Below are 14,817 nucleotides of genomic sequence, written 5' to 3' on the forward strand. Positions count from 1 at the left end.
GCGCCGGCAACACTGCAATGGACGGCGTGATGGTTGGGCTAGTTCATCAAGACCCCGGCATCGGGTTGACTGCCGGAGAAGTATTTGCCGGATACACCATCCTCCGGTTGCTGGGTTCCGGCGGCATGGGCGAGGTCTACCTAGCCAAGCACCCACGGTTGCCCCGCCACGAAGCGCTCAAGGTCCTCGGCGCCGGCGTCTGTGCCGACGACGACTATCGTCGTCGCTTCATCAGGGAGGCCGACGTTGCCGCCGCGCTGTGGCATCCGAACATCGTCCGGGTGAACGACCGGGGCGAACATGCCGGCGGGCTCTGGATCTCGATGGACTACGTCGAGGGAACCGACGCGGCCAGCCTGCTACGGGACCACTACCCGGTTGGCATGCCGGCAGATCAGGTGTCGACAATCATCGCGGCGATCGCCAGCGCGCTCGACTACGCGCATCAGCACCATGATCTGCTGCACCGCGACGTCAGCCCGGCGAACATCTTGCTCAGCGACCCCGGCGAAGACGGCCAGAGAATCCTGTTGGGCGACTTCGGAATAGCGCGCAACATCGGCGACGCCAGTGGTCTGACCGCCACCAACATGACCATCGGAACGTTCCCCTACGCCGCGCCCGAACAGCTGACGGACGAACCGATCGACGGACGTGCCGATCAGTACGCGCTCGCCGCCACCGTCTACCACCTGCTGACCGGGACAACATTGTTCCCGCACACCAACCCGGCCGTGGTGATCAGCCGCCACCTGTCCACCCCGCCACCGGCGCTGGCCCAGACGCGCCCCGAACTCGCGGCCTTCGACCCGGTGCTGGCCGTGGCACTGGCGAAGAATCCCGCCGATCGATACGCCCGATGCACAGATTTCGCGCACGCGTTCGCGCGGGCCGCCCGCTGTGGCCGGCACCCGAAGTCCTCGGCTTCGACCATGCCGGCACCTCTGGCGAGCAGGCCGGCCAAGGCCACCCCGGCGCCTCGAACCTTGGCTGACCGCGAAACGCCGCAACGACGCGGTAGGTGGCGCATCTTCGCGGCAGCATCGACGGTGCTAGCGCTCACTGCCGTCGGCGCCAGTGGCTACTCGATCTCCAATGACACCACTGCCTCTGCGCACAGGACGCTGGCCGCATCCCCGGAACAAGGCCCTCCGCCGTCGCCGACCCAACCGGTGGCACAACACCCGCCACCGCCGCGGCCCACGCCACCCGTGCCGGCCCCGCACCGAGTCGCGCCGCCACCACAGCGACCGGACGAAACCCAGATCATCTCCGCGCCAAAGTTTTCCAGAATTCCCGCGCCCGTTGTGACGCCGCCGGCACCACCACATCCCCCCAGCCCCGACCAGAGTTTCCTGTCCCTGGTGTCAGAGATTCCCGGTATCACCGTCACCGACCCCGCAACCGCGGCCGCCACCGGCCGTGCCGTATGCACCAGCCTGCAAAACGGGGGAACCCCCCATAATGCCGCCGCCGCGACCGTGAACAACACCGGAATCACGCCCGCACAGGCGTCCGCCGGAATCAACGCGGCGATCACCGCCTACTGCCCGCAGTACCAGGGGTAGGAAAGCCGCCAAAGGGGCATCGCCCGCTCGGGAGGTGGGTTAGCCGCCGACCCTGCCCTGCGCGGCGAGCAACCCAATGTCATTGCGGAAATGACTGCCCGGCAGACGAATCGACCCCAGAATGCGGTACGCGTCCGCGCGCGCCGCGGCCAGGTCAGCACCGGTTCCCACCGCCGAGAGCACCCTGCCCCCGGATGACACGATCGCCCCGTCGTCGCGGCGTGCCGTGCCCGCATGCAAGATCCCGTCAGCCTCGGCGCCGACGATGACGTCGCCAAGGCGGGGCCGTCCGGGATAGTTCTCCGCGGCCAGTACCACCGCCACCGCGGCACCCTCGCGCCAGCGCAGTTCGCCGAAGTCGGCCAGCTTTCCGCTACCGGCGGCGTGCAGCAACTGACCGAGCGGTGAGTCCAGCAACGCCAGCACCGCCTGGGTCTCCGGATCACCGAAACGGCAATTGAATTCGACCACCGCCGGCCCCTTCGCGGTGATCGCCAGGCCGGCGTAGAGCAATCCGGAGAACGGGCAACCACGCCGAACTAGCTCGGCCGCAACGGGTTCGATGATCTCGGTGACGACTTGCCGGTAGCTGCCGTCTGGCAGCCAGGGCAGCGGCGCGTAGGCGCCCATTCCTCCGGTGTTGGGGCCGGTATCACCTTCTCCGACCCGCTTGAAGTCCTGCGCCGGTAGCAGCGGCACCACGGTCTCACCGTCGATCACGCAGAACAGCGATACCTCGGGGCCGTCCAGATACGACTCCAGCAGCACCGGGTGCCCCGCTTCCAGCAGCCCGGCAGCGTGTGCCCGGGCGGCATCACGCTCCGGTGTGACCACCACCCCCTTGCCCGCGGCCAGGTGGTCGTCTTTCACCACCCAGGCCGGGTCACCGGCGGGCGGTCCGAATCGATCGAGAGCGGCGTCCAAGCGCGCGGGGTTATCGACGATCTCGCTGCTGGCGGTGCGTACCCCGGCCGCGGCCATCACCTCTTTGGCGAACGCCTTGGATCCCTCGATGCGCGCCGCGTCCTTGCTGGGGCCGAAACACACGATTCCGGCCGCGCGAACGGCGTCGGCCACCCCGAGGACCAGTGGCACCTCCGGGCCGATAACCACCAGGTCGGCGCGCACCTCGCGGGCCAGCGCGACGACGTCGTCACCGGAGGTGATATCGACATCGTGTTGCTCGGCCAGCCGGGCGGTGCCCGCGTTCCCGGGAGCAACAACTAGCCCGCTGACCTGCGGGTCGCGGGCGAGTGCCAGCAGTAGAGCATGTTCACGGGCACCGGAACCGATCACCAGGACGCGCACGGGGCAAGCCTAGCGGGCTCACCCGGCCCGGCACCGTCTCAGTCCGGCTTGCCGCCCGAGTGCATCTTCAACGCGTCGTCGACGTTGCCCTTCTTGTCCTCGCCGGCGCCCTTCGCCGCGGCCTTCTTACGCCGCGCCAGGACCGCGTCGACCGCACCATTGAGCGCCGAACCCAGCGGAAACCCGAGGTAGTGGGTGAGAAAGACCGCCATTTCCTTCAGTTCGGCCTCGGTGAGTTCCCCGTTGAGCAGCGCGGCGTTGATCTGGATCTCGGCCAGGTCGCGATTTCCGATCGCCGTCACCGCCGTCAGCGTCATGAGACGTCTGTCGCGCATCGACAGCCCCGGCCGGGTCCAGATCGTGCCGAAGAGGTGATCAACGGTCAGGTCGAAGTACGCGTCAACCTCGATGTTGGGCATCTCCCAGCCGTAGACCTCGTTCATCTTGTCCAGGCCCTTGCGGCGCAGTTCGTCCATTACGCGTCCTTCTGTGTGTGCGGTACCCCAAGACCGGGCGCAAGCCGCTCCAACGCGAGCCTAGCCAGCGGCAGATCGACTGACAGCGCCTCGCCCAACGCCAGCGCCAGCCCCAGATCCTTCTCACCAAGATCGCGGGCGTGCACAAATCCGTCGTACAGGAAATGGCCAGGCTCAAGGTCTTTCGTGTTATCACGGAACATGATCGACCCGGCGCCGCTGGTCAGTTTGTCCGTGTGGCGCACCACGTTGCCCAGATCCTGCAGGTTCACCCCACTTGCCTCGGCCAGCTTCCAGGCCTCGCCGACGGCCGCATAAAAGGTGAAGGTCAGCATGTTGCGGGCCAGCTTCATTCGGGTGCCCGCACCGGGCGGGCCGGCATGTACCACCAGCGATGCCCAGCAAGAGAACGGCTCTTTGACCCGGGCAAAGACGTCGTCGCCGGCCCCCACCATGGTGGCCAGTTGGCCCTTGCTAGCGGCTCCCGCACCACCGCTGACCGGCGCGTCAATGACGTGAATCCCGCGCGAGCGCAGTTCCCGCGCGAGTTCTTCGGCGGTGGTGTCGCTGATCGTGGAGTGAATCGCAATGATGGTGCCCGCGCGCGCGTGTGCCGCCAGACCGTTCGCACCGGTGATCACCTCACGCACCTGGGCGTCGTTGAGCACTGTCACGCTGATGATGTCGGCGCCGGCGACCTCGGCGACGCTGGCGGCGGCGCTGGCGCCGGCTTCGGCCAACGGCGTCATCGCCTTGGCCCGGACGTCGTAAACCACTAGGCCGCCGGGCCAGTCGAGCAGGCGTTTGGCCATCGGGGCACCCTGGTTGCCCAGACCGATGTACCCGAGTTTCGGGTGCTCAGACATGTGCGCCGCTCCTTGTCATCGCTTGGCTTTGCATCGTCTCCGGTGGCTACGAGCGGATGATCTGGCCGCCATCGACATTGAAGATCTGCCCGGTAATCCAGGAGGCCTGGTCGCCGAGCAAGAACAGGCACATCCCCACCAGGTCCTCGGGAGTCCCCATCCGACTCAACGGGATCTGCTTGACCATGTCCTTGACGAACTCGCCGGGCGTGACGGTTCTGGTGGCTTCGGTGTCGATCGGTCCCGGCGCGATCGCATTGATCCGGATCTTCATTCCGCCAAGCTCACGGGAAAGCTGTTGGGTAAGCCCGTTGACCCCGACTTTGGCCAAACCATAGAAGTTCGAGTACAGCCACGCCGCCGTCGACGACTGGTTCACGATTGCCCCGCCACCGCGTTTGGCCATGTGCTTGTACACGGCGCGCGTGCACACCAGCACCCCGTCGTGGTTGACGCTCATGAACTTCTTGTAGTAGTCCAACGGCACCGTCAGCAGTAGGTCGAGCTTCATGCCGCCGTAGATCGCGGCGTTGTTCACCAGGTAGTCGATGCCGCCGAACTCGCTGACCGTACGATCGGCCATCGCCCTGGCCGACTCCTCATCGGAAACATCCACGGGCACATGAATTGCCGTGCCACCGTCGGCGACAATCTGCTTTGCGGTCTTCTCGGCAGCCTCGGCATTGATGTCGGCGACGACCACGCGCGCACCCTCGCGAGCCAGGGCGTCCGCATACGCCTGGCCAATACCCTGCGCCGCCCCGGTGACGATCGCCACCTTCTTCTCGAACCGTCCCACGCGTTCTCCTCTAATTCGCCGCAGTCGCAATCAGCTTGGTTTACAGATACTCCTCGAATCCGGCGAGGCCCATCTCACGCCCGATCCCGGATTGCTTGTATCCTCCGAACGGCGCATCAGCGCAATACCAAACCCCGCCGTTGACGTTCACGGTGCCCACCCGCAGCCGCGCGGCGACGTCGGCGGCTCGCTGCGGGTCACCGCCATAAACCGTGCCCGACAAGCCATACGGTGAATCGTTGGCGATGCGCACGGCGTCATCGTCACCGTCGTGAGCAAGCACCGTGAGCACCGGACCGAAGATCTCTTCGCGCGCGGGCCGGGCATCGTTGGTCAGACCCGCGATCACCGTGGGCTCGATGAAGTAACCGACCTGCCGGCCGGCCGGCCTCCCGCCGCCGCAAGCGAAGGTTCCGCCTTCGGCGATCGCCAAGTCGAGATAACCCTGTACCCGGTCCCGCTGCCGTTGCGAAATCAAAGGACCACAAACCGTTCTGGCATCATCAGGATCGCCGGGCTTGATCGACGACATGGTCCCCGCAGCTATTGCGACGGCCTCGTCGTAGCGGGCACGCGGCACCACCAGCCTGGTGGTGATCGCACACCCCTGCCCGGCATGCATGCTTGCGGTGAAGGCCGATACCGAGCTCGCCGCGGCCAGGTCGGCGTCATCGAGCACGATGAAGGCCGATTTGCCACCCAGCTCCAAGAACATTCTCTTGATGGTGGCCGCCCCATCGGCCATCACACTGCGGCCGGTCGCGGTGGATCCGGTGAACGAAACCATGTCCACGCGAGGGTCTTTGGCCAACAGAGCGCCCAGGCCGTGTTCGCTGGAGGTGACGATGTTGACGACGCCGGGTGGGATATCGGTGCAATCGGCGATCAATTCGCCGAGCACCGCCGCGCACCACGGTGTGTCCGGTGCCGGTTTCAGCACGACGGTATTGCCCGCGGCCAGCGCGGGGCCCAGCTTGGCGAGGTTGATCTGGTGCGGGAAGTTCCACGGCGTGATGGCGCCGACGACGCCCACCGCCTCGCGAACGACGGTGCGCCGCGTCGGGATGCCCATGGGCGCCGCCGCACCGAGATCCTGCTTCCAGGAATAGGATTCGGCGGTGTCGGCAGAAAAGGCCAGGTCATTGACCGGACCCTCCAATTGAGCGGCGGCGGTGAGCATCCGCGGCGCCCCGACTTCGGAGATGGTCACCGCGCGCAGCTCCTCGATGTGTTCACGCATCGCGTCACGCAGATGCCGCACGCATCGCACCCGCAATTCGGTGTTGCGCGACCAATCGGTGTCGTCGAATGCGCGGCGCGCGGCCTCGATCGCCCGGTCCATATCACCCGCATCGGCATCGGCCGCCACGCCGAGCGTTTCCTCGGTGGCCGGGTTGACGGTCGCAAAAGTACCCGCCCCACCCTCGCAGCGCTTGCCATCGATGAACAGTGAGCTGACTCCGTCGGCCAACAGGGCCATCTACCGCTCCCGCCTCCGTGCTGATGAAGGACCAATCCAATGGACAGTTGTCCGATATCGATGGGCCAACCATAGCTTCAAGCGCGGCGACGGTGCAAGGTCCGACCCCGCCGGCGACCGCCAATCTCCCCGATTATAGGTGTTAAGCCAGCATTTTCAGGCACAGGTGTTGCCTCGCCTCGCAACCATCCTCTAGCTTGGACATGTGTCCAGCGATGCACTGGTTACGGTCACCGACCAGCAACAGCACGAGTCCGGAGATCGGCGGCGCAACCGTCGCCAGGAGGAGACCTTTCCCCGGGTGCTGGCAGCTGGCATGGACACCTTGCGGGCGAGCTCCTACCCGGACCTGACAGTCCGGATGGTGGCGGCCCGCGCCGGGGTGTCCCCGGCCACCGCATATACCTACTTTTCGTCGAAGAACCACCTGATCGCCGAGGTCTATCTCGACCTGGTGCGCAAGGTCCCCTTCTTCACCGACGTCAACGTCGCGATGCGCGATCGGGTGGTACAGGCGCTGCGCCACCTGGCCCTGGTGGTAGCGGATGAACCCGAGGTGGGGGCCGCGTGCACGGCGGCGCTACTGGGCGGCGGCGCCGACCCCGCGGTGCGCACCGTGCGCGATCAGATCGGCGCCGAGATCCATCGCCGGATCGCCTCGGCCATCGGTCCTGGGGCGCAACCCGGCACCATCGCGGCGCTCGAAATGGCATTTTTCGGCGCGCTGGTACACGCCGGCAGTGGGGAATTCACCTATCACGAAGTTGCCGACCGGTTGGCAGACGTCGCGGTACTGATCCTGGTCGGCGCGGGGCAGGCGGCCCCCGGCGACGATTTGGCAGAGCCAGCCGCCAAGGCGGGCGAGGACGCATGAGCGTGCACGTGGGGGGACCCGAGCTGGTCCTCGATCCCTATGACTACGACTTCCACGAGGATCCGTATCCGTACTATCGGCGGCTGCGCGACGAGGCCCCCCTCTATCACAACCAGGAACTCGGGTTCTGGGCGCTGTCCCGGCACCGCGACGTGCACCAGGGATTCCGCAACAGCACCACGCTTTCCAACCGCGACGGAGTTTCGCTGGATCCGGTGTCACGCGGGCCCCATGCCACCAAGACGATGTCATTCTTGGCGATGGACGACCCGGCCCATCTACGGCTGCGCACGCTGGTCTCGAAAGGCTTTACGCCAAGGCGGATTCGCGAGCTGGAGCCGCGGGTGACCGAGCTGGCCGTGGCGCACCTGGACACCATGCTGGACATGGCCGGCGGCTCCCAGACGGTCGACTATGTGGCCGAATTCGCCGGCAAGCTGCCGATGGATGTGATCTCCGAGCTGATGGGCGTTCCGGTCGCCGATCGCGATCAGATCCGGGCGATGGCAGACGGGGTGATGCACCGCGAGGACGGTGTCACGGATGTGCCGGCGTCGGCCATCGAGGCATCGAGGCATCGAGGCATCGATCAACCTCATCGTCTACTACCAGCAGATGATCGCCGAGCGACGTAAGAAACCCTCCGACGATCTGACCTCCGCGCTGCTGGCCGCCGACGTCGACGGCGACCGCCTCACCGACGAAGAAGTGCTCGGTTTCATGTTCTTGATGGTGATCGCCGGAAATGAGACGACGACCAAACTTCTCGCCAATGCCGCGTTTTGGGGCCACAAGAACACCGATCAACTGACACCGATCTACGCCGATCTGTCTCGAGTGCCGCTGTGGGTCGAGGAAACCCTGCGCTCTGACACCTCGAGCCAGATCCTGGCCCGCACCGTCGTCGGTGAACTCACCCTCTACGACACCACGATCCCCGAGGGGGACGTGGTGCTCCTGTTGCCGGGCTCGGCCCACCGTGACGAGCGGGCATTCCGGGATCCCGACGAGTACCTGATCGGGCGCGAGATCGGCTCGAAGTTGCTGAGTTTCGGTAGTGGCGCGCACTTCTGTCTGGGAGCAAATCTGGCTCGGATGGAAGCCCGGGTGGCACTGACCGAACTGTTCAAACGAATCCGTGGCTACCAGGTCGACGAGGGCAACGCCGTGCGGGTCCACTCCAGCAACGTCCGCGGATTCGCTCACCTGCCGATCACCGTGGAGGTCGCCTGATGCCGCGCTTCCAGCCCCACCCGGATCGCCGGCCCGCGATCGTCGCCGGCGCGTCATCGGGAATCGGCGCCGCCACCGCGGTCGAGCTGGCCGCCCATGGCTTTCCGGTTGCGCTGGGCGCGCGGCGGGTGCAGAAGTGTGAAGAGATCGTCGAGAAGATTCGCGCCGATGGCGGCGATGCCGTCGCGCTGGCCCTCGATGTCACTGACGCAGATTCGGTCAAGGATTTCGTGCATCAGGCCACCGAGCGGCTCGGCGACATCGAGGTGCTGGTCGCCGGCGCCGGCGACACCTACTTCGGTCGACTCTACGAAATCGACACCGAGACTTTCGAATCGCAGGTCCAGATCCATCTGATCGGGGCAAACCGGCTGGCCACCGCGGTTCTTCCGGGCATGCTCGAACGCCAACGCGGGGACCTGATCTTAGTGGGTTCGGATGTGGCGCTGCGCCAGCGCCCGCACATGGGTGCCTACGGCGCGGCCAAGGCCGCGCTGGTGGCAATGGTCACCAACCTGCAGATGGAATTGGAGGGCACCGGCCTGCGTGCGTCGATCGTGCATCCCGGCCCGACCAAGACGGCGATGGGCTGGAGCCTGCCGGTCGAGTCGATCGGCCCGGCACTCGAAGACTGGGCCAAATGGGGTCAGGCGCGCCACGACTACTTCCTGCGAGCATCCGATATCGCCCGGGCCATCACATTCGTGGCGGAAACACCCAGGGGTGGGTTCGTGGCCAACATGGAGTTGCAGCCGGAAGCCCCGTTGGCCGCCACCACGAACCGTCAGCAACTCAAAGTCGATGAGAAGGCCAAGGATTCATGACGACAGCGATCGTGCCGCGAGTGTCCGGCGGCGAAGAGGAACACGGACATCTCGAGGAGTTCCGCACCGATCCGATCGGGTTGATGCAGCGGGTGTGCGACGAATGTGGCGACGTGGGCTGGTTCCAGTTGGCCAACAAGCACGTTGTCCTGCTCTCTGGCGCTAAGGCCAATGAGTTCTTTTCCCGCTCCAGCGATGAAGAACTCGACCAGGCCGAGGCCTACCCCTTCATGACCCCGATCTTCGGCAAAGGGGTGGTGTTCGACGCCAGCCCCGAGCGGCGCAAGGAGATGCTGCACAACTCGGCATTGCGTGGCGAGCACATGAAAGGGCATGCCACGACCATCGAACGCGAAGTGCATCGGATGATCGAGAATTGGGGCCAGGAAGGCGAAATCGGCCTGCTGGAGTTCTTTGCCGAACTGACCATCTACACCTCGACCTCGTGTCTGATCGGTACGAAGTTCCACAACCAGCTCGACTCCCGGTTCGCGCACTTCTATCACGAGCTCGAGCGCGGCACCGACCCGCTGTGCTACGTGGATCCGTATCTGCCGATCGAAAGTTTCCGTCGGCGAGACGAGGCCCGAAAAGGCGTGGTGGCGTTGGTCCAGGAGATCATGCACCAGCGGGTCGCCAACCCGCCGACCGACAAGCGTGACCGCGACATGCTCGACGTGCTGGTGTCGATCACCGATGAGCAAGGCAATCCGCGGTTCTGCGCCGATGAGGTGACCGGCATGTTCATCTCGTTGATGTTCGCCGGGCACCACACCAGTTCGGGTACCTCGGCCTGGACGCTGATCGAGCTGCTGCGCCACCCCGACGCGTATGCCGCCGTGATCGATGAGCTCGACGAGCTCTACGCCAACGGCCAGCCGATGAGTTTCCACGCGTTGCGCCAGATTCCACGGCTGGAGAACGTGTTGAAGGAGACGCTGCGGCTACACCCGCCGTTGATCATCCTGATGCGGGTGGCCAAGGGCGAATTCCAGGTCGAGGGTTACCCGATTCACGAAGGTGAACTGGTTGCGGCTTCACCGGCGATCTCCAACCGGATTGCCGAGGACTTCCCCGATCCGGATGAGTTTGTGCCCGAGCTCTACCAGGAGCCGCGGCAAGAGGATTTGATCAACCGCTGGACCTGGATCCCGTTCGGCGCCGGACGGCATCGCTGCGTGGGTGCGGCATTCGCCACCATGCAAATCAAGGCGATCTTCTCGGTATTGCTGCGCGAGTACGAGTTCGAGATTGCGTAGCCCGCCGACAGCTATCGCAACGACCACTCCAAGATGGTGGTTCAGTTGGCGCGCCACGCCAGGGTGCGCTACCGCCGCAGAAAAATGAGCGACAACCGGGGCCACTGATGAGCTACCGGATTGAGGCCGACCTGGATCTGTGCCAGGGCCACGCCATGTGCGAATTGGAGGCACCGGACTACTTCCGGGTGCCCAAGCGAGGCAAGGTCGAGATCATCGATCCCGAGCCCCCCGAGCAAGCCCGCCCAGAGATAGAGCAGGCGGTGCGAATGTGTCCAACCCAAGCACTATCGATCAAAGCGAAAGAAGACTGAGGACAATGGCGTCGTTCGAACGTAGCGAACTTGAACAGTGGGTGCAGTCCTGGCTTCAGGCCAACAGGGACTGCGAGGCTGCGGGCGACTGGAAGCCACTGGCCGACTTCTACGCCCCCGATGCCACCTACGGATGGAACATCGGCCCGAAGGAAGACGTGATGTGCGTCGGGATCGACGAGATCCGCGACGTCGCGCTCGGGTACGAGATGGAGGGCCTTCAGAACTGGCAGTACCCCTATCAGAAGGTCATCATCGATGACCGGCAGGGCGAGATCGTCGGCTTCTGGAAGCAGGTCGTCACCGACGGCGACGGCGGCCGACAGGAGATCTACGGCATCGGCGGCAGCTGGTTCCGGCTCAACGCGGACAAACTCATCGAGTGGCAGCGCGACTTCTTCGACTTCGGACACGTGCAGGCGCTGTACCTGGATCTGATGAAGGCCGGGAAGCTGTCCGCGGGCATGCAGCGGCGCATCGAGCGCAGCCTCGCCGGTGAGCGGCTTCCCGGCTACTACGCGCTGGGTAAGACGCCCGTCCCGATCTGGTGACCCGGGTACGGCCAGCCGCTCCATGCACCCAACCAAGCATTTGTTTTGTTGCGCGCGCTATGCTGGCCGAAAAGAGTGTCCTGTGGCACTCGTCACTACTGCCTGGGCGCCCGCGTCCGGCAGTTCTGATCAATTCAATGGCGAAATGAGGTCAGGTCCAACGTGAAGACAAAAGGCGCTCTGATCTGGGAGTTCAACCAGCCGTGGTCGGTCGAGGACATCGAAATCGGCGATCCGGTCAAAGACGAGGTCAAGATTCAGATGGAAGCGGCGGGCATGTGCCGCTCCGACAACCACCTGGTCACCGGCGGCATTCCGATGGCGGGCTTCCCGGTCCTGGGCGGACATGAGGGCGCCGGTGTCGTCACCGATGTCGGCCCCGGTGTGGACGACATCGCCCCCGGCGACCACGTGGTGTTGTCCTTCATCCCGTCCTGCGGCAGATGCCCGACCTGTCAGGCCGGCCTGCGCAATCTCTGCGACCTGGGGGCGGGGCTGCTGGCCGGCGCCGCGGTGTCCGACGGCACCTTCCGCATCCAGGCCCGCGGCCAGAACGTCTACCCCATGACCCTGTTGGGCACCTTCTCGCCGTACATGGTGGTACACCGCAGCTCGGTGGTGAAGATCGACCCGGCCATTCCTTTCGAGGTCGCCGCCCTGGTGGGTTGCGGCGTCACCACCGGCTACGGCTCGGCAGTTCGTACCGCCGACATCCGCCCCGGCGACGACGTCGCCATCGTCGGTTTTGGCGGGGTCGGCATGGCGGCGCTGCAGGGCGCGGTGACCGCCGGCGCCCGCTACATCTTCGCCGTCGAGCCGGTGGAGTGGAAACGCGACCAGGCGCTCAAGTTCGGCGCCACCCATGTCTACCCCGACATGGAGGCGGCGCTCATGGGGATCGCCGAAGTCACCTACGGGCTGATGGCCAAGAAAGTGGTGATCACCGTCGGCGAGCTGCAGGGCTCCGACATCGACACCTACTTGGCGATCACCTCAAAGGGCGGTACCTGCGTGGTCACCGCGATCGGCAGCCTGCTGGACACTCAGGTCAACCTGAACCTGGCAATGCTGACCCTGATGCAGAAGAACTTGCAGGGCACCATCTTCGGCGGCGGTAACCCGCAATACGACATTCCGCAACTGCTGTCGATGTACAAGGCGCGCAAGCTCAACATCGACGACATGATCACCCGCCAGTACCGGCTGGAACAGATCAACGAGGGCTACCAGGACATGATTGACGGCAAGAACATTCGCGGCGTCATCCGCTTCACCGACGCCGACCGGTAGGCCGCTCGGCACGAGGCGCGTGGGCCTGGGTGACCCGCTTTCCGCACCTGTTGGCGCCGAGGCGAATCGGCGCCATGGCGCCGCGCAACCGGCCGGTGATGTCTGCGATGGAGACGAGGTTCGACACCACCGACGGGCGGCCAGCCCAGCGCACCCGTGACTGTTTCGCGGCTCGCGCCAGAGGTGGCGTGGGTCTGATCACGATGGGTGCCAACAGGGTTGATCACCGGCACCCGAGACTCCCGGTGGCCTGCATCTGGCCACCGACGCGGCGGTGCACGCGCCGCGCGCGCCATTTGACGACAGGAGATAGCGATGACCCAAGCCACCCAGTCCCCCGCATTGGCGGCCTCGCAGGCGTCATGGCGCTGCGTTCAAGCCCACGACCGCCAGGGGTGGCTCGCCTTGATGGCCGACGACATCGTCATCGAGGATCCGATCGGCAAGTCCGTGACCAACCCGGACGGCACCGGGGTGCGGGGCAAAGATGGTGTGGCGAACTTCTATGACACCAACATTGCGGCCAACCAGCTGTCGATCACCTGCGAGGAGACCTTTCCGTCGAGTTCGCCCAACGAGATCGCCCATATCCTGGTGCTGCGCAGCAGGTTTGACGGCGGCTTCACCAGCGAGGTCCGCGGCGTGTTCACCTATCGCGTCAACGACGAGGGGCTCATGACCAACATGCGCGGATACTGGAACCTGGAGATGATGAAGTTCGGCAACCAGGAATAACTCATCCGATACGGCCGATTCCGGTGATGTTGCCTGCATGATCTTGTTGTCCATCAGGACCATGCAGGCCGTTTGGATCGGATCACTGAGGATGGTGGCCGATTTCGGTTGCTGCAGCAGCACTCGACCGTTGTTCGGATCGATGACGGCAAACGCGAAGACGTCCAGCGGTGTGGTGTTGTCCAGGCCGATCCGCGTGATGGTGTAGATCAGGCCGTCGGAAATAGACAGGTGGGGCAACGCCGCACTGCGAGTCCTGCTGTCCCACACGGTGCGACATCCGGTGGGCTCGACGTCGACCCGAGTCATTCCCCCGACGAACGGCGCGGTCGGGGGCACCGCGGGGCCCGCGCCCGCCGGCACCGCCGGATACGGGTAGCCGTAGGTGCTGGCGATGAACATGGACGTCCCGGCGCCGATGGGCGAGTTCTCACTGCCCGGCCCGCCTTGAGTCAGCACCGGCTGATGGCAGATCAGGTTGCCCGTTCCGGACTCGTAGATCAACGCGTGCACCAGCGGGTCAGCGTTGTCGACGATGGTCAGGTAGTCCGCACCGGTGGGCCCGAAATAGGTTGGGGTGGAACCGGTGCCCCAGCTGAGTTGTCCCGGCTTGCGAGCCGGGCCGCGATCGTAGGGCTGCCGCCACAGCACCTGCGGATTGCCGACGCCGTCCAGGTTGAGCTCGTAGAGAGCGGCGGTGGTGGCCACGCCGACGCGGTTGGCCGGCGAGGCCGAGATGCTGTTGGCGACTTGCTCACCGGGGTCCAACTGAACGCTGGCGACACCACCGCCCACCTTGGCCACTCCGACCACGCCGCTGCCGGTGGCGAACCACACATTTCCCAGGTAGTCGGGGACCACACCCACGGACTGATCGCCGGCCGGGATGGCACTGGACACGTCGGTGGACTCGGTGATGCTCAATTGCCAGCAGCCCTTGCTGTCCTTGGCATGAGCGATACGCAGTAGGTGGTTGGTCCCGTCGATCATCACCAGCTGGTTGTTGTTGTCCAGGTAGGCATACACGCCGCCGAGCAGACCTCCTTTGGCGACGTCGAGGCTCGCCAGCGGTATGACATGTGGAACCAGGCCGCCGGGATCGATCAGATAGACGATGGGGGCCTGGGTGATGTCGTTGGTGCACAGGGCCAACACCAATCCGTCAGTCCCCTGGGTGATGCTCGGACAGGCGGCCAGCAGCGGGTAGGCAAAGATCGGCGCCAGCCGCGCACCGGGGCCG

Annotated in this window: 12 protein-coding genes and 2 pseudogenes; 9 read left to right on the forward strand and 5 right to left on the reverse strand. The window is 65.3% G+C overall.

Annotated elements, in window-relative coordinates:
- The first annotated feature begins 29 nt into the window (after window positions 1-29).
- A complete protein-coding gene (locus tag G6N41_RS01660) occupies window positions 30-1,568 on the forward strand; it encodes a serine/threonine-protein kinase (protein ID WP_198966397.1) in 1,539 nt (512 codons plus the stop codon).
- Between the two features lie 39 nt (window positions 1,569-1,607).
- On the opposite strand, the gene purD is transcribed toward G6N41_RS01660, so the two are convergent.
- Genes purD through G6N41_RS01685 form a run of 5 tightly spaced genes read right to left on the reverse strand, consistent with a single transcriptional unit; the run spans window position 1,608 to window position 6,497 of the window.
- Entirely contained in the window at window positions 1,608-2,876 is a 1,269-nt protein-coding gene (gene purD / locus G6N41_RS01665; protein ID WP_020730725.1) for a phosphoribosylamine--glycine ligase, read from the reverse strand.
- 38 nt (window positions 2,877-2,914) lie between these two features.
- On the reverse strand, window positions 2,915-3,352 hold the full coding sequence (locus G6N41_RS01670; RefSeq protein ID WP_198966398.1) for a carboxymuconolactone decarboxylase family protein: 438 nt from the start codon (window positions 3,350-3,352) through the stop codon (window positions 2,915-2,917).
- Window positions 3,352-4,218 (reverse strand): NAD(P)-dependent oxidoreductase, encoded by an 867-nt coding sequence (locus G6N41_RS01675; protein ID WP_198966399.1) that lies wholly within the window; start codon window positions 4,216-4,218, stop codon window positions 3,352-3,354. The genes G6N41_RS01670 and G6N41_RS01675 overlap by 1 nt, the downstream gene beginning before the upstream one ends.
- Window positions 4,219-4,264: 46 nt before the next feature.
- Window positions 4,265-5,017, reverse strand: coding sequence for an SDR family oxidoreductase (locus G6N41_RS01680; protein WP_198966400.1), 753 nt, complete (start codon window positions 5,015-5,017; stop codon window positions 4,265-4,267).
- 40 nt (window positions 5,018-5,057) lie between these two features.
- Window positions 5,058-6,497, reverse strand: a complete 1,440-nt coding sequence (locus G6N41_RS01685; RefSeq protein WP_198966401.1) for an aldehyde dehydrogenase — start codon at window positions 6,495-6,497, stop codon at window positions 5,058-5,060.
- A gap of 205 nt (window positions 6,498-6,702) precedes the next feature.
- Between G6N41_RS01685 and G6N41_RS01690 the strand changes: the two genes are divergently transcribed.
- From G6N41_RS01690 to G6N41_RS01725, 8 genes and pseudogenes are all read left to right on the forward strand, one after another.
- Entirely contained in the window at window positions 6,703-7,371 is a 669-nt protein-coding gene (locus G6N41_RS01690; protein WP_198966402.1) for a TetR/AcrR family transcriptional regulator, read from the forward strand.
- Window positions 7,368-8,604: pseudogene (locus G6N41_RS01695) on the forward strand (cytochrome P450). Before G6N41_RS01690 ends, G6N41_RS01695 begins: the two are co-directional and overlap by 4 nt.
- Window positions 8,604-9,428, forward strand: coding sequence for an SDR family oxidoreductase (locus tag G6N41_RS01700; protein WP_198966403.1), 825 nt, complete (start codon window positions 8,604-8,606; stop codon window positions 9,426-9,428). The pseudogene G6N41_RS01695 and the gene G6N41_RS01700 overlap by 1 nt, the downstream one beginning before the upstream one ends.
- Window positions 9,425-10,795, forward strand: a pseudogene (locus G6N41_RS01705) (cytochrome P450). Before G6N41_RS01700 ends, G6N41_RS01705 begins: the two are co-directional and overlap by 4 nt.
- On the forward strand, window positions 10,795-11,001 hold the full coding sequence (locus G6N41_RS01710; RefSeq protein WP_011738800.1) for a ferredoxin: 207 nt from the start codon (window positions 10,795-10,797) through the stop codon (window positions 10,999-11,001). Before G6N41_RS01705 ends, G6N41_RS01710 begins: the two are co-directional and overlap by 1 nt.
- A 5-nt stretch (window positions 11,002-11,006) precedes the next feature.
- The gene (locus G6N41_RS01715) at window positions 11,007-11,552 is read left to right on the forward strand and encodes a nuclear transport factor 2-like protein (RefSeq protein WP_198966404.1); all 546 of its coding nucleotides are present in this window, start codon (window positions 11,007-11,009) and stop codon (window positions 11,550-11,552) included.
- 162 nt (window positions 11,553-11,714) lie between these two features.
- Window positions 11,715-12,842, forward strand: a complete 1,128-nt coding sequence (locus G6N41_RS01720; RefSeq protein ID WP_198966405.1) for an NDMA-dependent alcohol dehydrogenase — start codon at window positions 11,715-11,717, stop codon at window positions 12,840-12,842.
- A 315-nt stretch (window positions 12,843-13,157) separates the two neighbouring features.
- On the forward strand, window positions 13,158-13,577 hold the full coding sequence (locus tag G6N41_RS01725; RefSeq protein WP_020730714.1) for a ketosteroid isomerase family protein: 420 nt from the start codon (window positions 13,158-13,160) through the stop codon (window positions 13,575-13,577).
- Window positions 13,578-14,817 lie beyond the last annotated feature (1,240 nt).

Source organism: Mycobacterium shottsii (genome assembly GCF_010728525.1).
In the GTDB taxonomy this organism is placed as follows: domain Bacteria; phylum Actinomycetota; class Actinomycetes; order Mycobacteriales; family Mycobacteriaceae; genus Mycobacterium; species Mycobacterium marinum.